The organism is Corynebacterium sp. LK33, assembly GCF_014334955.1.
GTDB classification, from domain to species: Bacteria; Actinomycetota; Actinomycetes; order Mycobacteriales; family Mycobacteriaceae; genus Corynebacterium; species Corynebacterium jeikeium_D.
The window spans coordinates 225,178-246,364 of the sequence record NZ_PDGU01000026.1 but is presented as its reverse complement, the minus strand read 5'-3'; the positions used below and the strand labels follow the sequence as shown (position 1 = coordinate 246,364).

21 protein-coding genes are annotated in these 21,187 nt (G+C 58.9%); 4 read left to right on the top strand and 17 right to left on the bottom strand.

Going from position 1 to position 21,187, the window contains the following annotated elements:
* Positions 1–78 precede the first annotated feature (78 nt).
* The 3 genes from pyrH to rpsB all read right to left on the bottom strand — a co-directional run bounded on the left by pyrH (position 79) and on the right by rpsB (position 2,690).
* A complete protein-coding gene (gene pyrH, locus CRD20_RS09970) occupies positions 79–804 on the bottom strand; it encodes a UMP kinase (RefSeq protein ID WP_070603858.1) in 726 nt (241 codons plus the stop codon).
* A 181-nt stretch (positions 805–985) separates the two neighbouring features.
* On the bottom strand, positions 986–1,813 hold the full coding sequence (gene tsf, locus CRD20_RS09965; RefSeq protein WP_070644010.1) for a translation elongation factor Ts: 828 nt from the start codon (positions 1,811–1,813) through the stop codon (positions 986–988).
* A 55-nt stretch (positions 1,814–1,868) separates the two neighbouring features.
* On the bottom strand, positions 1,869–2,690 hold the full coding sequence (gene rpsB, locus CRD20_RS09960) for a 30S ribosomal protein S2 (protein ID WP_040360682.1): 822 nt from the start codon (positions 2,688–2,690) through the stop codon (positions 1,869–1,871).
* A 377-nt stretch (positions 2,691–3,067) separates the two neighbouring features.
* On the opposite strand from rpsB, the gene CRD20_RS09955 reads away from it, so the two are divergent.
* Positions 3,068–3,589: a murein hydrolase activator EnvC gene (locus CRD20_RS09955; RefSeq protein ID WP_255468819.1), complete on the top strand. Its 522-nt coding sequence runs from the start codon at positions 3,068–3,070 to the stop codon at positions 3,587–3,589.
* Between the two features lie 14 nt (positions 3,590–3,603).
* Here CRD20_RS09955 and CRD20_RS09950 read toward each other — a convergent pair whose 3' ends face one another.
* The 9 genes from CRD20_RS09950 to CRD20_RS09910 all read right to left on the bottom strand — a co-directional run bounded on the left by CRD20_RS09950 (position 3,604) and on the right by CRD20_RS09910 (position 11,882).
* Positions 3,604–4,458 carry a tyrosine recombinase XerC gene (locus tag CRD20_RS09950; protein WP_070644063.1) on the bottom strand — a complete coding sequence of 285 codons (855 nt, stop codon included), beginning with the start codon at positions 4,456–4,458 and terminating at the stop codon, positions 3,604–3,606.
* 292 nt (positions 4,459–4,750) lie between these two features.
* A complete protein-coding gene (gene dprA, locus CRD20_RS09945) occupies positions 4,751–5,887 on the bottom strand; it encodes a DNA-processing protein DprA (RefSeq protein ID WP_070644008.1) in 1,137 nt (378 codons plus the stop codon).
* Between the two features lie 29 nt (positions 5,888–5,916).
* Positions 5,917–7,449, bottom strand: a complete 1,533-nt coding sequence (locus tag CRD20_RS09940) for a YifB family Mg chelatase-like AAA ATPase (RefSeq protein WP_070644005.1) — start codon at positions 7,447–7,449, stop codon at positions 5,917–5,919.
* The gene (locus CRD20_RS09935) at positions 7,450–7,872 is read right to left on the bottom strand and encodes a YraN family protein (RefSeq protein WP_187405336.1); all 423 of its coding nucleotides are present in this window, start codon (positions 7,870–7,872) and stop codon (positions 7,450–7,452) included.
* Between the two features lie 211 nt (positions 7,873–8,083).
* Positions 8,084–8,386, bottom strand: coding sequence for a DUF2469 domain-containing protein (locus CRD20_RS09930; RefSeq protein ID WP_005509529.1), 303 nt, complete (start codon positions 8,384–8,386; stop codon positions 8,084–8,086).
* A 54-nt stretch (positions 8,387–8,440) separates the two neighbouring features.
* Entirely contained in the window at positions 8,441–9,145 is a 705-nt protein-coding gene (locus tag CRD20_RS09925) for a ribonuclease HII (RefSeq protein ID WP_187405335.1), read from the bottom strand.
* A complete protein-coding gene (gene lepB, locus CRD20_RS09920) occupies positions 9,120–9,917 on the bottom strand; it encodes a signal peptidase I (RefSeq protein ID WP_187405334.1) in 798 nt (265 codons plus the stop codon). The genes CRD20_RS09925 and lepB overlap by 26 nt, the downstream gene beginning before the upstream one ends.
* A 74-nt stretch (positions 9,918–9,991) precedes the next feature.
* A complete protein-coding gene (gene rplS, locus CRD20_RS09915; protein ID WP_070643998.1) occupies positions 9,992–10,333 on the bottom strand; it encodes a 50S ribosomal protein L19 in 342 nt (113 codons plus the stop codon).
* Between the two features lie 139 nt (positions 10,334–10,472).
* Complete coding sequence (locus CRD20_RS09910) at positions 10,473–11,882, bottom strand: HNH endonuclease signature motif containing protein (RefSeq protein ID WP_187405333.1); 1,410 nt, start codon at positions 11,880–11,882, stop codon at positions 10,473–10,475.
* A gap of 341 nt (positions 11,883–12,223) precedes the next feature.
* Between CRD20_RS09910 and CRD20_RS09905 the strand changes: the two genes are divergently transcribed.
* Positions 12,224–13,204, top strand: a complete 981-nt coding sequence (locus tag CRD20_RS09905; protein ID WP_187405332.1) for a DUF1648 domain-containing protein — start codon at positions 12,224–12,226, stop codon at positions 13,202–13,204.
* A gap of 26 nt (positions 13,205–13,230) precedes the next feature.
* Here the strand turns inward: CRD20_RS09905 and CRD20_RS09900 are convergent, their stop codons facing one another.
* Positions 13,231–15,534, bottom strand: a complete 2,304-nt coding sequence (locus tag CRD20_RS09900; RefSeq protein ID WP_187405331.1) for a Tex family protein — start codon at positions 15,532–15,534, stop codon at positions 13,231–13,233.
* A gap of 82 nt (positions 15,535–15,616) precedes the next feature.
* Between CRD20_RS09900 and CRD20_RS09895 the strand changes: the two genes are divergently transcribed.
* Positions 15,617–16,111, top strand: a complete 495-nt coding sequence (locus tag CRD20_RS09895) for a DUF1877 family protein (RefSeq protein ID WP_049171521.1) — start codon at positions 15,617–15,619, stop codon at positions 16,109–16,111.
* Here the strand turns inward: CRD20_RS09895 and CRD20_RS09890 are convergent.
* The 4 genes from CRD20_RS09890 to rpsP all read right to left on the bottom strand — a co-directional run bounded on the left by CRD20_RS09890 (position 16,071) and on the right by rpsP (position 18,723).
* Positions 16,071–16,718, bottom strand: coding sequence for a phosphatase PAP2 family protein (locus CRD20_RS09890; protein WP_070439622.1), 648 nt, complete (start codon positions 16,716–16,718; stop codon positions 16,071–16,073). The genes CRD20_RS09895 and CRD20_RS09890 overlap by 41 nt on opposite strands.
* Positions 16,718–17,605: a tRNA (guanosine(37)-N1)-methyltransferase TrmD gene (gene trmD / locus CRD20_RS09885; RefSeq protein WP_187405330.1), complete on the bottom strand. Its 888-nt coding sequence runs from the start codon at positions 17,603–17,605 to the stop codon at positions 16,718–16,720. The genes CRD20_RS09890 and trmD overlap by 1 nt, the downstream gene beginning before the upstream one ends.
* Positions 17,602–18,096: a ribosome maturation factor RimM gene (rimM, locus tag CRD20_RS09880; protein ID WP_187405374.1), complete on the bottom strand. Its 495-nt coding sequence runs from the start codon at positions 18,094–18,096 to the stop codon at positions 17,602–17,604. Before rimM ends, trmD begins: the two co-directional genes overlap by 4 nt.
* Positions 18,097–18,240: 144 nt before the next feature.
* Positions 18,241–18,723, bottom strand: coding sequence for a 30S ribosomal protein S16 (rpsP, locus tag CRD20_RS09875; RefSeq protein WP_038628648.1), 483 nt, complete (start codon positions 18,721–18,723; stop codon positions 18,241–18,243).
* Between the two features lie 298 nt (positions 18,724–19,021).
* Between rpsP and CRD20_RS09870 the strand changes: the two genes are divergently transcribed.
* On the top strand, positions 19,022–21,172 hold the full coding sequence (locus tag CRD20_RS09870; protein WP_187405329.1) for an acyltransferase family protein: 2,151 nt from the start codon (positions 19,022–19,024) through the stop codon (positions 21,170–21,172).
* Positions 21,173–21,187 lie beyond the last annotated feature (15 nt).

Sequence of the window (21,187 nt, the reverse complement as noted above, 5' to 3'; positions counted from 1 at the left end):
TTTTAACCTCGGGTTTCTACTCGGGTTCTAGATAGTTCTATAGCGCTCTGTGGAAAGAACGTATTACGAACAAATTTATCAGCTGTGGACGAGAGTACCGATTTGCTCACCGGCTACCGCGCGCGCAATGTTTCCTTCGGTAAGCAGATTAAACACGAGAATCGGCATGTTGTTGTCCATGCACAGGGAGAAGGCGGTGGCATCAGCAACGCGCAGGTCCCGTTCCAGAACCTCACGGTGGGTGATGTCGTCGAACAGCTCTGCGTCCGGCACCTCACGTGGGTCAGCCGAGTAGACACCGTCAACGGCCTTGGCCATCAGCAGCACCTCGCAGCCGATCTCCAGGGCACGCTGGGCGGCGGTGGTGTCGGTGGAGAAGTACGGCATACCCATACCTGCACCGAAGATGACCACGCGGCCCTTTTCCAGGTGGCGCTTAGCACGCAGCGGCAGGTACGGCTCTGAGACCTGTGCCATGTTGATGGCGGTCTGAACACGGCAGTCCACGCCCTCCTGCTCGAGGAAGTCCTGCAGAGCCAGGCAGTTCATGACCGTGCCCAGCATGCCCATGTAGTCAGAGCGTGCGCGGTCCATGCCGCGCTGCTGAAGCTGTGCGCCACGGAAGAAGTTACCGCCACCGATGACGACACAGACCTCGACACCCTTTCGGGAAACTTCCGCAATCTGTCGGGCAACGTTTTGCACCACGTCCGGGTCAACGCCAACCTTGCCGCCACCGAACATCTCACCACCGAGCTTGAGCATCACACGCTTGAAGCCATTGCGCTCGACAGATTCTGCCATGACCATGCACCTTTCTCACACCGTTTAAAAAGTCGCAGACGAGTCTACCCGGTCACGACAGCAAGGCACACTTGACGCTCCGCTTTATCGGCTACAGGACAGCAAAATGCCCCGCCCGGGTTCCCGAGTGGGGCATTTAAACTAGCTCACAGCTAGAGGCTTATGCACAAATTACAGCGAATTAGTGCTGGCCAACCTCGAAGCGAACGAAACCGGTCAGGGTAACGCCAGCCTCGTCCATGAGCTGCTTAACGGTCTTCTTGCTGTCAGCGACAGACGGCTGCTCCAGCAGAACAACGTCCTTGTAGAAGCCGTTCAGACGACCCTCGACGATCTTGGCGATAGCCTGCTCCGGCTTGCCCTCTTCGCGGGTGATCTTCTCGTAGACAGCGCGCTCTGCCTCGACGCGGTCGGCCGGGACATCCTCGCGGGACAGGTACTGAGCCTTCAGAGCGGCAACCTGCATAGCTGCTGCGTGAGCAGTCTCTGCAGCACCCTCGCCCTCACCGGTGTAAGCAACCAGAACACCGACAGCTGCCGGCAGGTCTGCTGCACGGCGGTGCAGGTAGACAGCGATGTTGTCGCCCTCGAGAGTAGCGGCGCGACGCAGCTCCAGCTTCTCACCGATCTTTGCGGAGAGCTCCTGGGTAGCGTCAGCTGCGGTCTGACCGTCGAGGTCAGCTGCTGCGAGCTCTTCCGGGGAGTTTGCCTTGACTGCTGCGGCAGCGTCGGCGACCTTGTTGGCGAAGTCGATGAACTCCTGGTTCTTGGCAACGAAGTCGGTCTCGGAGTTGACCTCGACCATGGTGTTACCAGAAACAGCGATCAGGCCCTCGGCGGCGGTGCGCTCTGCACGCTTGCCGACGTCCTTTGCGCCCTTAATACGCAGGATCTCGACAGCCTTGTCGAAATCGCCGTCGGTCTCGACGAGTGCGTCCTTACAAGCCTTCATGCCGGAGCCGGTCAGCTCACGGAGCTTCTTGACGTCAGCAGCAGTGAAATTCGCCATGCTGGGCGTTCCTCCTTGTGGTGGTTAGAACTTGTGGTGGTTAGAAAGTTCAGCTTTACTCAGCGGATGCCGTCTCAGTTGCAGTGGAGCCCTCGGCGTCCATCTCTGCAGCCTGGTCGGTGTTCTCAGCGGCGGACTCGATCGGAGCGTCGCCTGCTGCCTCGCGAGCAGCGTTGGCCTCGCGCTCAGCGCGAGCCTTGCGGCCCTCTTCAACAGCGGTGGAGATGATGCGGGTCAGCACGGAAGCAGCGCGGATTGCGTCGTCGTTGCCCGGGATCGGGAAGTCAACGTCATCCGGGTCGCAGTTGGTGTCCAGGATGGCAACAACCGGAATGCCCAGCTTCTTAGCCTCGGCGACAGCGATGTGCTCCTTGTTGGTGTCAACAATCCACAGTGCGGACGGAACCTTGGACATGTCGCGAATGCCGCCCAGGGTGCGCTCCAGCTTGGTGCGCTCACGGGTCAGCATCAGGATTTCCTTCTTGCCGCGACCCTCGTAGCCGTTCTCAGCAGCGTCCATTGCCTGAAGCTCCTTCAGGCGAGCCAGGCGCTTGGAAACGGTGGCGAAGTTGGTCAGCATACCGCCGAGCCAGCGGTGGTTGACGTATGGCATGTCAACGCGCTCTGCCTCGTTCTGAACGGCTTCCTGAGCCTGCTTCTTGGTACCGACGAACAGGATGTTGCCACCGTGAGCGACAGTCTCCTTGACGAACTCGAAAGCCTCGTCGATGTAGGTCAGGGTCTGCTGCAGGTCGATGATGTAGATGCCATTGCGCTCGGTGAAGATGAAACGCTTCATCTTCGGGTTCCAACGACGGGTCTGGTGACCGAAGTGGACACCTGCATCGAGCAGTTCTCGCATGGATACAACAGCCATGTCATATTCAGGGAAGATCCTCACGTCCAGCCTGACTAGGGCTGCGGCTGCTTCCCTTCCTTTCTTATCCGATATAGGTGGTTACAGTTCACGCACAGGCTTTCCCTGTGCCCTAGCGCTCCCCCGCTGCCTCACACCCGACAGATATTCTTGCCGAGCACCCGTGAACCAGCCGGAATGGGTCGCGCGCGTAGTCTTTGTGCTAATGACCGCCCATTAAGGCAGACACCGCGAGCGTCATCTTATCTGATACATCGCGCAGGTCGCAATATCTGACACGCCCTGCTATCCACAGGACAAGAAGTCATCCACAGCTAGAACCGTTTGCAATGCACTGCCGCTTGTCGACGAGTGCAGCGTCCGCCACACTATCGCGCATGACGACCAAGCAGAGTTTCAGGCGCTCGCTAATGCGCACATTAGCGCTATTCGTGCTCGCTGTCGCGCTAACAACACCCCCAAGCCCACCTGCAGCTACCGGCGAGCCAATATCCGCTATTGCGCATACCTTCCCTGTGCACGGCAAAGTTCTACGCGACTACACCCCACCGGAAAAACGCTGGCAGCCTGGACATCGCGGAGTAGACCTGAACGCCTCCCCGGGTCAGCCAATCCGCGCCTCAGCTCCCGGTGTGGTGCATTTCGCCGGTTCGATCGCCGGAATGACTTCCGTGTCAATCATGCACGCCGATGGCATCCGCACAACCTATCAGCCCATAGATACCACGTTAGAAAAGGGAGACCACGTGGCCGCTGGCCAGGTGATTGGTCATCTTGTGGTCAACGCCAAACATCCCGAACCGGGCCTGCATTGGGGCGCACTGCGCGGCAAAGACTATCTCAACCCACTGGATTTGATACAGCGGAGACCAATCGTGCTCAAGCCTGTACGCAATTAAACAACCCTGCGCAATTAAGCGCGCGGATGAGCCCGCTTATGTACTTCACGGAGACGATCCGCTGAGACGTGGGTATAAATCTGCGTGGTCGCCAGACTCGAATGACCGAGCATCTCCTGCACCACACGCAAGTCAGCGCCACCTTCCACCATGGCCGTGGCCGCAGAATGTCGGAGAGCATGCGGTGAAACATCAGCCCATTTATGAATAACTCGGCGCGCCTGACGAGGATTCAATCTACCTCCACGCACACCGAGAAAAAGCGCATGTTCGGCCTGTGCGGAAGCATGAAAGCTTCCACGCACCTGGAGCCAGCCTTTGAGTGCCGCCTCCGCTGGTGCACCGAAGGGCACGATGCGCTGCTTGTTCCCCTTACCCACTACCGAGATGATGTGGCGGGAAAAGTCCACATCAGAGACATCGGCCTTGCACAGCTCTTCTACACGCATCCCGGTGGCATACAACAGTTCCACAATGGCCAAGTCGCGAGCCGCAACTGCGCTGTCCTCGGAGGAGACTTTCTCGATTGCCTCCTCAACCCTCTCCGGCGAGAGCACTTCCGGAAGATGCTGATGTTTCTTCGGCGTTGACAGCCGCAGCGACGGATCAGCATCGAGAATTTGCCGAGCTACGAGCCAACTACAGAACTGGCGAATGGACGTCGTTAAGCGAGCCAGCGATGACCGCGCAGCACCCTCCGCATGCTTCGCGCCGAGGTGCGCACGGATGACAGGGGTGGAGAGTTCACTGATGTGGTCCAGGCCGGCAAGGAGGGGGATGAGATCGGCTCGATAGGCACGGACGGTTGCGCCAGAGAGCCTGCGGGAATAAGTCAGCTCATCGAGAAAATCCATGAGCACGGCCTCAATATTGGCGGATAACCCGAGATCCGGCTCAGTCCTGTCGTCGTTATCGGTTGCGCGCTTCACGGTTCTGACCTTAGTAGATGCACACCGCGAGACCTCACCAGACAGCGGAAAAAAGGCAGTGACTCCGACTTTCGCCAGAGCCACTGCCCTATTGCCTCACCCATGTCACAAGCCCGTTTCCGTAACAGTTACTTAGGCTTGCCTTGCCTATATTACTGAGCGTACAGAGAATTGCAATACCTAATTCAAGATTTTTTCGAGATTCTCTGCAGAAGGCTTTATTAGCGCCTCACTAACGCTTCTGTTCCTGGCGCAACCACCCACCCTCCACCCGACTGGTCAGCCCCTGTCCCTGCAGCTCCAGCAACAAATGTGTCGTAAGCGCCACGGCCAATCCCGCCTGCGCTGCGACTTCTCCCACCGGCGTTGGCTCCGCAGAATTCAGAGAGTCGTAGACAGCGAGCTCGTTTCGAGAAAGCTTCTGCACCGCCGACTTTTCCCACAACAATTCAAGCTGAGCATCCTCATTCACTGTGCCAACTGACCGATACAGCGACCGCACATTATCGGCACTACACACCAGGACAGCCTCGCCACTGCGGATTAGATCATGACAGCCAGAGGTAGTTTGCAGCGTCACCGGTCCCGGCACTGCTCCCAAGGGCTTGTTTAGCCTCACTGCCCAGTGCGCTGTGTTGCGCGCCCCTGAACGCCAGCCCGCCTCGACGATTGTGGTTGCTCGCGATAGAGCCGCTACCAGCCGATTCCTAGTCAAAAACCGATGCCGTGCTGGTCGCACCCCCGGTGGATACTCCGTAATCAGCGCACCCCGCTCTGCAATCCGGTCGAAGAGCTCTGCATGCGCCCGCGGATAGTCAACCCCTACACCACCGGCTCCGACCACAACCGTAGTGCCGCCAGCGTCGAGCGCAGCTCGATGCGCCGCGGCATCAATACCCAACGCACCACCACTGATGACACTAACCCCCGCATTCGCGAACTGCCCCGCGAATTGGGCCGCCACCTGTGTCCCGTAGCTGCTGGCCATCCGCGTTCCGACAATCGCCACCGCTTCACTGACCACGTCCCGCAAGTCACGGCCACGCACCCACAGCGCAAGTGGTGGTGCATCGGCGCGGTCACGGACTTCGAGCGTCGTAAAGCAGGACAGCAGCTCCCCCGGCCACTCTGGGTGCCCCGGATAAATAAGACGCCACCCCATCGCTGCCGCCAGCTCCAAATCGTGGCCGCTCTGGTCAACGTCGGCCCGTGCCTGCGTCGTATTGAGCAGACTTTCCGGCAGCCCGGCGCGAGCCTTGATCCTTTCCGCTACCTCTACCGGGCCAAACTCCGTCACGAGCCGCACAATCTGCGGATGCGTCGCCTCTACCACCCGATTCAGGTAAGCCCACGCGTGAATTTCGTCCATTTCTCCCCCTTGATAATGGTTCGGTTGTATTAGCCGCCCCCGCGGTCATGCAGCTGGCAGGCACGTTGCACGTGCTCGAAGGTAAACGCGTCTACTCCCCCGAGATCTGCGAGCGTCCACGCCACTGCGATTACTTTGTCCACTCCCCGCTGGGTAATCTCTCCGTTCCTCAACTGGAAGTCCAATAACGCCATCGCTTCTTCGTCTAAGCCCGCGTGACGACGGAGAAGCGAGCGTGGCACACTCGCGTTGGTGACGGCTGCTTCGTCGGCAAGCCCCAGGGCCTGCCACCTATGGCGGGCACGGTCACGTGCGGCCTGTACCCGATCGCGAACGGCCGCGGAGGGCTCATTGTGTGCTTTGTTTTTAATTCCCAGCTTGGCCCCGGCAGGACTAAGCGTAACGTTGAGATCCATGCGATCGCGTAGCGGGCCCGATAATGCGCGACCATGCTTGGCTCGCTCGGTACTAGAACAGGTGCATTCGCTGGCATACGCCGCCCCACACCGACAGGGATTGGTCGCCATGACTAGTTGTGTTCTCGCCGGAAAGGTCACTCGATGGTGCGTACGCAGGTGGACGACCACCCCGTTTTCCATCGGCATCCGCAACGCATCCAATACCGCCGGGCGCATGAGGGTGATTTCGTCCAAGAACAGCACCCCATGGTGGGCAAGGCTAATCGCGCCGGGCTTGGGCACAGCACCGCCGCCGACTAACGCTGCCACAGTCGCGCTGTGATGTGGAGCCACAAACGGCGGATGTTGAATAAGAGTGTCCGCAGTATCGAGCGCTCCGGCCACCGAATGCAGCGCGGTGACCTCCAGCTGCTGCCACTTCTGCAATGGCGGCAGAATTGTGGGCAAGCGCTCAGCGAGCATGGACTTCCCAGTTCCCGGAGAACCCTGCATGAACAGATTGTGCCCACCTGCTGCGGCTACCTCGAGGGCGAAGCGGGCCTCAGGTTGGCCATCGACATCGGCCAGGTCTACCGAGAAGGCTTGTTCGCTGGGGTCGTCGTTAAGCGCGGTCGTCAAACCTGAGCCGGTGAGTACCCAGCCCCATAGCTGTGTGAGGTCGGCTGCGGTGCAGACTGCGATGCCGTCGACGAGCGCGGCCTCGGCGGCGTTGGCGGCGGGAACGACAACCCAACGGGCACCGGCCTCGCGGGCGGCAAGGACTTGCGGCAGCACTCCACGCACCGGGCGAATGGAACCGTCGAGCCCAAGTTCGCCAATGAGAACCGTGTGGCGGAGACGACCTCGGGCCTCCATGTCATCGCTGGTTGCGATAAGGATGGCGCAGACGATGGCGAGGTCAAAGCTAGTGCCGTGCTTGCGGATATGCGCCGGCGACAGACTCACGACGACCTTTGTCTTCGGCCAGGGCAACTGCGAGTTAGCAACCGCCGTGCGCACGCGATGTTTGGCTTCTCCGACGGCGGCATCGCCGAGCCCACCGATATACATTCCCGGCAAGCCACGCCCAACATCGGCTTCCACCTGCACAATAGTTCCTTCAATGCCGCTGAGGCTGACTGCAAGAGCTGTACCGACAGTCATCTAGCAGTCCCACATGATCGCGTCGCTGATTGCGGGAATGTACGTAACTTCAACGACTGGAGGACCGGACGAAGGGCTGGACACTGTGACTTCTGCGCAGTCGATAACTACGGACTCTAACCAGTAGGTAGAACTCTCTGGCAGCCACTGTGCCGCCGCCTTGCGCAAATGACGAAGCTTGGCTGCTGTGATGGACTCTCTGCCGTCCCCAAACTGACTACTTCGCGAGCTGCGCCGCGTTTTTACCTCCACAAAATGCAGCCTGCCGTCAACATCTTCAGCAATAAGATCGAGCTCATAGCGCCCCACCCGCTCATTCCGAGCAATAATTTCCCACCCCTGATCCTCCAACATCTCGGCGACGAAATCCTCCCCAAACGCGCCGAGCTGTCTCGTGGTTAGTTCTTCAAAGCTCTGTGTCATAGCCCCGGTCCCCCTGGTTCCCCGTTGAATTGTGCCTTGGCGGTTTACTGCCTAGACTCTTGCCGCCTTGGCGGTTCGGAAACACTCTTGCACAGCGGGCATGACAAAGACCCTCCGATAAATGCTCAGAGGGCCCTAACTGTGGATAATTTTTCGACTGTGGATAACTGTTAGCAGCTAGCCATAACATGCGATGACAGGCGACGATAACCTACGGCAGTCGCAAGTCCGGCTTATCCAGTTCCTCGATATTGACATCCTTGAAAGTGATAACGCGCACGTAGCGGACAAACCGAGCCGGGCGATGGACATCCCACACCCACGCATCCGACATCCGCAGCTCGAAATAGACCTCGTTTTCGCTGTTGTGCGGAATCAGCTCCACAGCATTAGCAAGGTAGAACCTGCGCTCCGTCTCAACAACGTACGAAAACTGACTAACGACATCGCGGAACTCCTTGTACAGGGATAGTTCAACGTCGGCCTCGTAGTTTTCTAGATCTTCTGCGCTCACGACCGCGACGGCTCCTTCGAGTGTTTACATGTTGCTCTTTTTGTACATGTTGGTCTATTCGGGGTGCTCAAGATACTCCGCGTGTGCCAAGCGCACATTGCGGTATGACCACCGATGCACCGGGGTTGCGCCATGGCGTGAAATCGCTTCCATATGCGATGACGTGCCGTAGCCCTTATGCCCCGCCAGACCATAGTCCGGATACTTCTCCGATAGGTCAACCATAATGCGGTCGCGGGTGACTTTGGCTAAGACACTCGCAGCAGCAATACATCGGCAAGCGGAATCACCACCAATCACGGGCAAATAGGGTGCCGTGAAGCCAGACACTTTGAGTGCGTCGGTAAGCACATAGCCAGGACGCTGTCCCAACCCGGCTACCGCGCGGCGCATTCCAGTGACATTCGCGTCCTGAATGCCGAATTGGTCGATGTAGGACGCGGGAATCGTCGTCACGCAAAAAGAGGTGGCGAAGCGTTGGATGAGCGGAAAGAGCCGTTCACGTGCGGCCGGCGTGAGCTTTTTAGAATCGGTGAGCTTATCCAGCTCTGCGATAGGGCGTTCTGGAAGGCAGCAGGCGGCGATAACTATCGGGCCTGCACAGGCGCCGCGACCAGCCTCGTCGACCCCGGCTACAGGTCCAAAGCCGCGCTTTGCCAGCGCGACCTCTATCGTGCGCGACTGCTTCAGCCTCCGCAGTTTCGGCGCCGGCGGCGTGAGCAGACTGTGCTGCCTAGTTGTGCTGGATGTCCGGATCATCGACGCCACCGATGCGGTTAAACGGCAGGATGATTGCCTGCACCTTGCCGACGACGTTATCCAGCGGCACAGTACCCTGCAGCTCGTCGCCCATGTGATAGCGAGAGTCCGCAGAGTTGGTGCGGTTATCACCCATGACCCACAGATTCCCCTCCGGCACTGTTACCGGCCCGAAGTACGGGCCACCACACTGCTCTGAGCCAAGATTATCCACCACCGGCTTGTCTGCCGGAGTTTTAATGAAATCCTGGTCTGTCATCTTGCCGTCAACCATGATGCCGGGATCTCCTGGGCGACACTGCACAGTCTGCCCACCCGTGGCAATCACACGCTTGACCAACGCATTCTCATCCGGGGCGACAAGGCCAATCCAGGAACCGACCGTCTGCAGCGAGTTCGCCACCGGGTTGCTTGAACGCTGTGACACGTAGTTACTGTTCCAGGACTCCGGGCCATTAAAGACGACAACATCGCCGGGCTTGGGATCTGAGAACTGGTAGGAAACCTTATCCACCCAAATGCGGTCACCGGTGCACCCGACACATCCGTTGAGCGTCGGCTGCATCGACTCGGATGGAATCACGTAGACACGGCCGATAAAGGACTGCACACCAGCACTGATGAGCAGGGCAATCACGATAATGATTGGAATCTCGATGTACCACGGAGTGTGCTTTTCAGGCTCCTCGTCGAGTTTCCGGAAGCCTTTCAAGCCTTCAGTACGGTCTTCTTTTTGGCCGTCAGTCTGTTCGCGAGAATCGTCGTCGATCATGGGAAAAGACTATACGCGATAGAAAAATCCCCACCGAGCTCAACACTCGATGGGGATTATTTTGCGCCAAAAGACTAGCGGCGCTCCTTGATGCGTGCAGCCTTACCGCGCAGGTTGCGCAGGTAGTACAGCTTCGCACGGCGAACGTCGCCCTTGAAGACAACGCGAATCTCGTCGATGTTCGGGGAGTGCACCGGGAAGGTACGCTCAACGCCGATACCGAAGGACATCTTGCGGACGGTGAAAGTCTCGCGGACGCCACCGCCCTGACGGCGGATAACGACGCCCTTGAAGACCTGAATACGCTCGGTCTTACCTTCAACGATCTTTACGTCGACCTCGACGGTGTCACCAGCGCGGAACTCCGGAATGTCGTCGCGCAGGTATGCTGCATCAACCTTGTCAAGAATGTTCATGGAAACTTATTCCTTTACTTTTTGCATAGACAGAGGACCCTGGCGGCGCTTTCCCGCAGAGGGACGCTCGGCCGGTTCATGCCCGAAACAGGTAAAGCTGCCTATAAAGACAACCTGGAAATTATTACACACCCCCTGGTCAGAAACCAAACTCTTCCATGTTCGGCGGGTCCTGGGGGTCTTGGGGAGCTTCCGAGTCTTGCGGGACTTGCGGGCTGGGAGTATCGGCGTCTTCTCCCTTGCGCGCTTCCTCGACCAGCTTCCGTGATTGCTCTATCAGCTCCTGGCGATACTCGTTATATTCTGCCAGCGCCTGCGTCATCCGCAGTCCCCGTTTGTCAAAGGTGTAGCGTCCGTGCCCGGCGAGCGGCCCATCTTCCAGGCTCACCGCCTTTTTGCCCGTGCTTGACGACGTCCACAGTTCCACCCCACCCCGATCACGTGCAACATTCCAAAGACCAGCTGTTTTCATGTTGTGGTGCCGGCGGCAGAGGCAGTGGAGGTTCGGCGTTTCCGTTGCCCCGCCCTCCTCTGGGTGCTCTTTGTCGTACGGCTCAATATGGTCAATGTCGCAGAGCTCCGCGGGTACATCACACCCCGGAAAGCGACACGTTCCGTCCCGACCTTTAACGAAGGCCCTCTGACTTTCGGTTGGGGCGTAGCCCTCCGCGGTTTCGTCGGCAAGCATACGAATATGCGTGACCTTATCAATCCACGCCTGCGTAGCTAACTGCGAGATCCAGCCAACGCCGCCAAGCCAGGCGGTGCGGGGGCGCTCCTCTGTGGCAGGACAGTATAGGTTGAGTACGATTTTTGCCTCGGCGGTGCCGCGGATGAGGTGTGTCAAAGCTTCGACTCGAGTGCAGCCAGCTGAGCTGGAGATGGACTCGAGGGTGGTTTTGAATTCGAGAGCGCGGGTCTTTTCCAGCTCCATAAAAACTTCCGCGAAGTTGTCGCTCTCTTCAAAACCGATACTCTCTCCTACTATTTCGCGTTCTCCTGCAGGAAGCAGCGGATCGACATCACCCGGAAGGTTTTTGGGGCGAAGCTGAGGTTCAATTTCTTCGATAACCCGTTGCAGGAATTTATGTAGGCTGCGAACTCCCCGGAGTGCCTCGCCATGCTTTCGGGGAATGACAAAGCGGGCAATTTCTTCTTCAACAGCTGCACGCACCTCTGGATCGTGGAGCGGCGCTGTCGCGCGAGCAATGGTGATCAAATGCGCAAAGGGCAAATGAGCTCGAGCTTTAATAAAGGCACCCAGCCGAGGCATGCGTGCTAACTGAATGCCGACCTCTACATACTCGAGCGCTTTACCGCGGGAAATACCCAACTCGGGCGCGATTTCAGCAATATATGCATCCACATCAACCTCAAGCGACTTCGGCGTGCAACCGCAAGCTATACCCAGTTCCAAGCGATTGCGTTGGATACCCGCCACCGCCAACTGGTTCGTGGATGACTCGTGGAAAAACTGCGGCGCTTCAGGCAGCAGAGCCGCTTGGTAAACATCGGACGGTTGTTTGGCCGGACTATCTTTTTCAGACATTGTTCCCCCAAAGCCCCAACCCCACTTGGTGTCGATGACCAGTGAATACCACTAGCCCAACGCCAAGAAGAGAAGCTCAAGCACTTTGTTCTTGATACCTCCATTCTAGCACGCACGTTCGATTTTACAACCCTTTTAATAAAACTTTTTCGTTTGTATTTTCGAGTTCGATGTTGAGTGTGTTATCAAATGTCACGAGGTGCATCTTCTGGCGAAACTCCGCGCACACTAAGACGGCACGCTACAACCGCTCGCTACAACGTCACGCTGATACAGCACTCCAATAACGACCGCCACCGACCGTTGCTACAAAGCCCCCCCCCAACTGCTAGATTGTCTCCATGCAGCAGATTCCACGCTTTGACCCCTGGATTGTTCGAGGAACGATCATCACCCCGTGCGTTCTGGCCATTGCACAGCTTCTGTGGGTAATTGCCATTTCCGACCGACTACCAGACCAATTAGCAACGCATTGGAGCGGTAACGGCACTCCCAACGGTTTCATGCCGCCGATTCAAAGCACATTGATTATGGCGATCATCGTCATAGCATGTGCGCAGATCGGTTGGCTCGGCGCCAAGACCAGTACGCCGCTTGTCGTGCGCAAGCCAATTGCAATAACCAACCTCGCTCTCTGCGGCTTCTTAATCGGCATTGAATTCGCAATCATCATCCCGCAAATCGGCACAACCGACCCCACCACCGCCCGAATCGGCTGGATCTATGCAATAGCCGGCGTCATCATCGGCCTAGTAGCAGCCCTGCTCGTGACGCGCCGCCTCAAGGACTACTCCTCGCTTACCGACGCCACGGTCACCGAGCCGACATCGCCACAGTTGCCCCATCGAGAAGGAGACCCGACTCCCATCGACGTCAGTGTGACCATCTCTAAGGGCGTCAAGATCGCCCTCGCAGTCTGGTGCGTGGTGTCTGTAGCGCTCGCAGTGTTCCTGCCAAGCCTCGGCATTGTTTTTCTGCTGTGCACGCCGCTATTCCTCATCGCATATGAAACCGGCATGACACTAGACACGGACCCGAAGACAGATTCCATTACCGTTTTTAACGGCTGTGGACCGCTGAAGATGAAACACCCCATTGAGCTTCGAACCATCAAATATGCGAAGCCGGCCACTTATAACTGGGCCGACGGTGGCGGTATTGGGCTTCGACTTGGCAATGATGGCCGCATCACCGTGGCGGCACGGTCAGGCGAGGCAGTCAAGATTGAGACCTCGGGGTCCGATTACACCATCGTCGTACCGGATGGAATGGCTGCGGCTGTCGCAGGTGAGATCAACAGCCGCATCGACGCTATGCGCTAATAGGCAATGCGCTAATAAATCAAGCGCTAAAAGCCTGCCCTGCGCAGCGCGTCAGCCATGGAACCGCCCTGCTTCTTGTTCTGGGAACCGCGCTTGCGCCCCTTGCCGCGACCATCACCACGACCATCACGGCGACCGCCGTCACGCTTTGGCTTGGCATCCGAGGCGTCGTCGTCAAGCCTGAGCGATAGACCGATGCGGTTGCGTTCGACGTCAACGTCGAGAACCTTCACCTTGACCACCTCGCCCGAGCGGACGACCTCGTGCGGGTCGGAGACGAAACCGCGGGCCATGTTGGAGACGTGGACGAGGCCGTCCTGGTGGACTCCGACGTCGACGAAGGCGCCGAAGGCCGCGACGTTGGTGACGGTGCCCTCGAGAATCATGCCGGGCTGAAGATCGGAGACCTTCTCCACGCCTTCCTTGAAGGTGGCGGTGACGAACTCGGGACGCGGATCGCGGCCGGGCTTGTCCAGCTCGGTCAAGATGTCCTGGACGGTGGGCAGGCCGATGCCGGCGGACTCGTCGACGAAGTCTGCAGCACGTACCTTGGACAGGACACGGGAGTTGCCGATGAGCTCCTGGACACTAACGCCGGTCGAAGCGGCGATGGCATCGACGACGCGGTAGGACTCCGGGTGCACGGCGGAGGCATCCAGCGGGTTGTTAGCACCGTGGATGCGCAGGAAGCCGGCGCACTGCTCGAAGGCCTTCGGGCCAAGACGCGGAACCTTCAGCAGCTCCTTGCGGGAGGTGAAAGCGCCGTTTTCGTCTCGGTAAGCGACGATGTTGTCCGCAACAGTCGAGGACACGCCAGCAACGCGACCGAGCAGCGGCGCGGAGGCGGTGTTGACCTCCACGCCGACAGCGTTGACGGCATCCTCGACCACGGCATCGAGAGAGTGCTCGAGCTTGGTCTGGGAAACGTCGTGCTGGTACTGGCCGACACCGATGGACTTCGGATCGATTTTGACGAGCTCAGCAAGCGGGTCCTGCAGGCGGCGGGCGATCGATACGGCACCGCGGAGAGATACATCCATGTCCGGGAACTCAGCTGCTGCCAGGGACGATGCGGAGTAGACGGAAGCACCGGCCTCAGAAACCACCACAGGGGTCGGCTTCTTGCCACCGGCCTGAGCTATCAGGTCAGCGATTTCGCGGGCCAGGGTTTCGGTCTCGCGGGAAGCGGTGCCGTTGCCGATGGCCATGAGCTCCACGCGGTGCGTGGCGCAGAGAGTGGCCAGTTGCTCCTTGGCGCCGGACCAGTCATTGCGCGGCTGGTGCGGGTAGACGATGGCAGTGTCGAGCACCTTGCCAGTGGAGTCGACAACGGCGCACTTAACACCATTGCGGTATCCCGGGTCCAGGCCGAGAGTGGCGCGCTGGCCAGCCGGTGCGGCCAGCAGCAGGTCACGCAGGTTACGGGCGAAGACATCCACGGCTTCGGCCTCGGCACGCTCCTTCAGTCGAGTGCGGGCATCGAGGGCAGCGGACACCTCCAACTTGGTGCGCCAACCGAAACGAACGGCCTGGTCAATCCACTTGGAGGCACCGCCGTCGGGAAGCTCAAAGGCCTCACGGATCATGTGTTCGTAAGTCTCATCCTCACCCGCATCGATGTTGAGCGTCAGGACGCCCTCGGCCTCACCGCGCAGCACGGCCAACACGCGGTGGCTAGGCATGGTGTCCAGAGGTTCGTTGTGCTCGAAGTAGTCACGGTACTTCGCACCCGCAGTCTCCTTGCCCTCCACCACGGCAGCGGCGGCGGAACCGGAAGACCACACCTGCTCACGGACAGAGCCAACCAAATCAGCATCGGTAGCGAAGCGATCGACCAAGATGGCACGGGCACCGGTCAGAGCGTCCTTCGCATCCTTACCAGCTGCCTCGCCGTACTTAGTGGCTAGAGTCTCGGGGTCCGCGGCGGGGTCGGCCAGTAGCTCCTCCACCAGCGGTTCGTACCCGGCCTCACGTGCAATATCGGCCTTGGTCTTGCGCTTCTTCTTGTACGGCAGGTAAAGATCCTCCAACCGCGCCTTAGTGTCGCAGGCGAGGATGGCGGCCTTGAGATCGTCGTTAAGCTTTCCCTGCTCTTCAATGGCGGCGAGAATCGTTTGCTTGCGCTCTTCTAGTTCGCGCAGGTAAACGACGCGTTCCTCGATGAAACGCAGCTGTGTGTCATCGAGCCCGCCGGTTACTTCCTTGCGATAGCGGGCGATGAAAGGCACGGTGTTGCCTTCGTCGAGAAGCTTGATAGCGGCGGCGACGGCACTTTCGGCAACGTCCGCACCAGTGGCGGCGAGTTCTCGGGCAATTACTGATGAAATCACCCGGGCAACTTTACTATCGTGGAAGTACCAATTGGCGAACGCCCCACAGAAGGCTCGCAGTAATCACCGGAAAAGGAGCCCCATGAAGCAGAAACTCTGTGCCGAATACCTGCGCATCTCCGACGAGGAGGCAGCGCGGTTAGTTGAGGTCGCAGCACCTGCGGCGACCAGCGACGGCGGCACGGCGGGGCTTGTTACCGACGGCGCGGAGAAGATTATCCTGCAGCACTTCGTCGACGTTCCGGACGAAGATGCCCTGGACATCGACACGGACTGGGAGTCCCTGCTGCGCACGTTGACCGGCAATCCCATCGACGGCCAGGCACTCGGCGACCCGCTGGCGGAGGCCATCCTCGGTGCCGACCGCGTCTGCCGCAAGCCGCTGTCCGCAGTCATCCGCGCCGATCGCGTCGGCGACGTGCACCAGACGCTGGCAAGCATCGATCTTGCCGCCCGCATCACGGACAATGGTTCGCTTATCGACGAAGCCACTGCGACACAGCGGTACCGCGAACTCGTGGCCTTCTACGAGGAGACTAAGGCAGCGCGTAGCGCCGTGCTCGTGGCCATCTCCTAAGAACTAGCAGCGCAACTGCTAAGCCGATAACTCCGGCGATGAGGCCGCCGATAACATCGGTGAGCCAGTGCGCCCCGACCCACACGCGCGACAGTGCCACAGCGCCGATAAGCGCGATGATGGCCAGGTCGAGCAGCTTGCGGGCTGTGCGGCGCAATACGGGGATGGCAAGCTGCATCGCGGCCATGCCACTGGAGGTAACCGCTGCCACATGTGCAGAAGGAAACGCCGCATCGTGCAGGTTGACCAGTGAGAACTCCTCTCCCGGTCGGTCGCGGTCCAAAAACCACTTCATGGCATAAGTCACCGCAATTGACGAACCGAATGACGCCGGCAATAGCAACGCCCACGCACGGAAGCGGAACCACAGGAGTGCCGCAGCAACAAGCGTGACCGGCGCGACGTAAATCGGCCGGATAATCTCGCTCAAAGCCAGCATCACACTATCGACGCGGCCATCCCGCGCCCCATGCAGGTCACTGACCCAACCCGCAAACGACTGATCCATACTCCCCGCCAGCTGCGTCTGAGTGAACCACGCCAGCGCCCCAAGGACAGCTAGCCAACCAATGACGTGCCGAGGTCGCGCAATTCGAACACGTGCCACTAGCAGTTCTCCTCGGTTACTTCCCCAATGACTCCCTGGATTATTTCCCGGTCACGGGCGCTGAGGTCGACGTCGGCAAGCAAATCGGGACGACGTTCGGCCGTGCGGATGAGCGATTGGTCGCGCCGCCAACGGTCCACCAGCGCGTGATTGCCGCTAAGGAGAACGTCCGGCACTGTCAGTCCACGCCACTCGCGCGGCTTGGTGTAGGACGGCCCTTCGAGCAGACCGTCAGAGAAAGAGTCCTCCTCGTGGCTTTTGCGATTGCCCAACACACCCGGGATCAACCGCACGACGGACTCCGCAATCACCAGCACCGCCACTTCCCCGCCGATCAGCACATAGTCCCCAATAGAGACCTCACGCACGCGGTAACGATTAGCGGCATCATCAATAACTCGCTGGTCAATGCCCTCGTAGCGCCCGCACGCGAACACAATGTGCTCCTCGTGTGAGAACTCCTGCGCCATCTGCTGCGTAAACGGCTCGCCCGCCGGGGTCGGGACGATCAGCAGGGGCTTCGCTGAATCTTCTTCGCTTAACGACGGCACTTCCGCTGCAGCATAGGAAGATTCCTCGGCCAAACCCAATTTCTGATCATGGCGGACATTGTCCAAATGTGGCACCGCGGACGTGAGCGACTGCTCCGCTTTCAGCGCCGCTACCTCGTCGAGGGCGGGACCCCAGACATCCGGCTTCATAACCATGCCGGGGCCACCGCCGTAGGGCGAGTCATCCACGGCCTGGTGTACACCTGGCGCCCAGTCGCGCAGGTTGTGTACGCCGACACTCAAAATGCCCTGCTCAATTGCCTTGCCCAGCAACGCATGACGCAGTGGCTCGAGGTACTCCGGGAAGATTGTGACTACATCGAGACGTAAGCTCACAGCTCCAACAGTCCTTCCGGCGGGGTGATGGTGACAGTAGAATTCTTAAGGTCAACTTCCGGAACGATTTCCTCTACCAGAGGGATGAGTACCTCCCGGGCCCCGTCGTCAAGCGTGACTTCAAGGAGACGATGAGCGGGCGCGCGGACGATAGAAGTGACCTCGCCTATATCGGTGCCGTTATGGACTACGCGCAGGCCTTCAAGTTCAAAGTCATAAAAGTCCTCGTCTTCGAAGACGGGCTCGGCATAAAACTTCATACCCCGATGACGCTCGGCCTCATTGCGGCCCGGAATCTCCTCGAAGCGAATCAGCAAACGCCCCTGGTGCGGGCGTGCCGTTTTCACAGTCAGCTGTTCCTCACGGCCGGCCTGTACACCCAACAGCGTGGCCCCGACTGCGAAACGCCCTTCCGGGTCATCCGTTGTCGCATCGACGACGACTTCCCCGCGCACACCGTGGGGCTTGATCACTCGGCCAATAAGCACCATGTCAGCTACCGACACGCGCACACTCCCTCTCTTATAAAGGCTCTGTAAAACACCCCGCGTAAAGCAAAAAGGCGCCACCCAACACTTCGTCTTGAAGTATAAGGTAGCGCCCGGATTAGCTAAGCGGCGTACTCAGCGTCCTTATTACTCGGCGTCCTCGGAAGCCTCGGACTCAGCAGCCTCAGCCTCGGCAGCCTTTGCGGCCTCCTCAGCTTCCTTAGCAGCCTTAGCTGCTTCCTTGGCCTCGCGGCGCTTAGCGGTGATGGCCTCAGCGGACGGGCCATTGTTGGCCTCTTCCAGAGCCTTGTTGAACAGCTCGAGCTTGGTCGGCTTCGGCTCAGCAACCTTCAGAGTGCCCTCTGCACCCTCGAGGCCCTTGAACTTCTGCCAGTCGCCGGTGACCTTCAGCAGAGCCAGAACCGGCTCGGTCGGCTGTGCACCGACACCCAGCCAGTACTGAACGCGCTCGGAGTCAATCTTGATGATCGACGGCTCTTCCTTCGGCTGGTAGATGCCCAGGTTCTCAATGACCGCACCGTTGCGACGGGTACGAGCATCAGCAACGACAACGCGGTACTGAGCGGTACGAATCTTACCCAGGCGCTGCAGCTTAATCTTGACTGCCATGAGGAGTTCCTCTTTCTTCTATGTCACTGGACAATACTTATGCATCCGAGCTCACGAGTAATTACTAACGAAGTGCTTCGGACCGGTTTTGCCCTTGGGATATTTACACTGCGCGTGACCACCGGGCGGCCGTGGCCGGATCCGATGAATTCGCAGTCGTGCCTCAGCTGAGGATTCTCATTGAGACAACTCGAGGTATGTTACCAGCAGTTTTTGGAAATTAACAAAACTGCGCACTCGAAACGCTGCATACCCACTAAGGCTGAACGTCGTTGACAGTGCGGTAACGTAACATTCTATGCAAACCACCGGCACCCAATATAGGTATGACTTGGACGGACTACGGGGCATTTCGATTGCCCTCGTAGTCCTTTTCCACGTTTACGTCGGCCGCGTTTCCGGTGGTGTGGACGTATTCCTCTTGCTCTCCGGGTTTTTCTTCTTCGGCGCGCAGTACCGCAATGCCATCAACCCCAGGCAGTCAATCAATCCATGGTGGAGTATCTGGCGCACGCTGCGTCGCCTAATCCCGACACTGGTGCTGGTCCTCTTCGCGACAACCCTGTTTGTCATTTACTTCATTCCATCGCTTCGCACCATCGACATTGCCCAGCAACTCCGCGCCAGCCTGCTCTACTACCAAAATTATGAACTGGCACTCCAGGGCTCGGACTACGCTGCCGCAGAGAGCGAAACTTCCCCACTGCAGCACCTGTGGTCAATGTCGGTGCAGGGCCAGTTTTATCTCGGCTCCATTTTGCTCATCTCCCTACTCGCCTGGATGACGCGCTCACCCCAGATTGTCGGCGCGGTCACCTCACCGGTGGAGGCGAAGCGCACCGACGCTACTGGCGGTAAGCTCCGCCGAATCCTCACCCCTTTGCTGGCAGTTATCACTCTCGGCTCGCTTGTCTATGCCTTCTATATGCACTCCGAAAACCAGGGGTGGAACTACTACTCCACTGTCGGCCGCCTCTGGGAGCTCTGCCTCGGCGCACTACTCGGACTGATTCTTGGCCGGGGCTCCGTCCCCATGCCCAAGCCTCTTCGAGTGCTGTTAGCCAGCATCGGCCTCGCACTGGTAGTCTCCACCGGTTTCATCTTCGATGGCGCCGCGCAGTTCCCAGGCCCTTGGACCCTATGGCCCCTCGGTGGTGCTGCGCTGATTATTATCGCCGGCCCTGAGGCGGGCTGGATCTCCAAGTTCCTGGCCAGCCGCCCAATGCGCGAAGTAGGCCAGAGCGCCTACGCGCTCTACCTGTGGCACTGGCCTCTTCTCATCCTGGCCATAAACTACCTCAACCGCGATACTCCGGGGCTGAAGCTTGGCACCGCAGTGATCGTCGTTTCCTTTATTTTGGCCAAAGTCACCAACAAGTATGTCGAGCTGCCGCTGGCTCAATCGACTCGCCGACCGACCCGGACTCAGCCCGTCGTCGGCGATGCAATCCACGCAATGAAGCATCGTCGCCCGGCTCGTCGTCTAGCGGTAGTCGGCACTATTGTCGTCATTGCGTTGGTCGGCATGTCCAGCCTTGTCAACGTGCAACAGGTGCGCGTCAATCGCGCCTCCGCCACCAGCCTAGATCCAGAGGTCTATCCAGGTGCACTCGCGCTTACCGACGGGTACGAGGTCCCCAAGGCAGCCACAAAGCCGAATACCGATTTCATCACGGACCTTTGGCCGGAACCTGCCCTCGATGGCTGCCTTGCGACAGGCGGTGAGGACGTCGGATACTTCCCGCCGAATCGCCGTTGGCGCGATGAGACCCAGCCGTGTGTCTACGGTGATCCAGATGCTAGTGAATCGATTGTCATCGTCGGCGGCTCGCACATGGAACATTGGTTTGCCCCGATTGATGCCTACGGCAAAAACAACGGGTACCGAGTGGTGGTTCTTCTCCGACAAGGCTGTCCAGCGACCTTAGAACCGATCCACGGAGTCGGCGATATCTGCGTGGCCTGGACTTTCGAGGCTCTGCACAAAATTGACGAGATTCAGCCAGAGATGGTTTTCACCACTTCGACCAGACCCTTGTTCCAGGCGGACCCACCGCAGCCGGGCGACTACACACCGGATGGCTATGTCTCGTTTTTCGCTGCTCTACAAGAACGCGGAATTGATTTCTTCGCTATCCGCGATAACCCATGGGCGCTACGGGAGGACTTGGACCAATTCTCCCCCAGCGTATGCGAAGAAGCGGAAGAAGACTGCGCTATCCACCGCAAAACTGCCCTAAATGCAGAAAATCCCGCTGAGGAGATTCTTGCGAACTTCCCCAACGGGCACAGTCTAGATTTCTCCGACATCTTCTGCGGTCCGACCACCTGCCGTAAAGTTATTGGCAATATCTACGTCTACCGCGACAGCAATCACATCACCGATGAACTAGCGGCCACTTTCAGTCCTGAAATGGACCGCCAGATTCAGAAGGCTCTGCGGGACTAGCTACTTCTAGTCCCC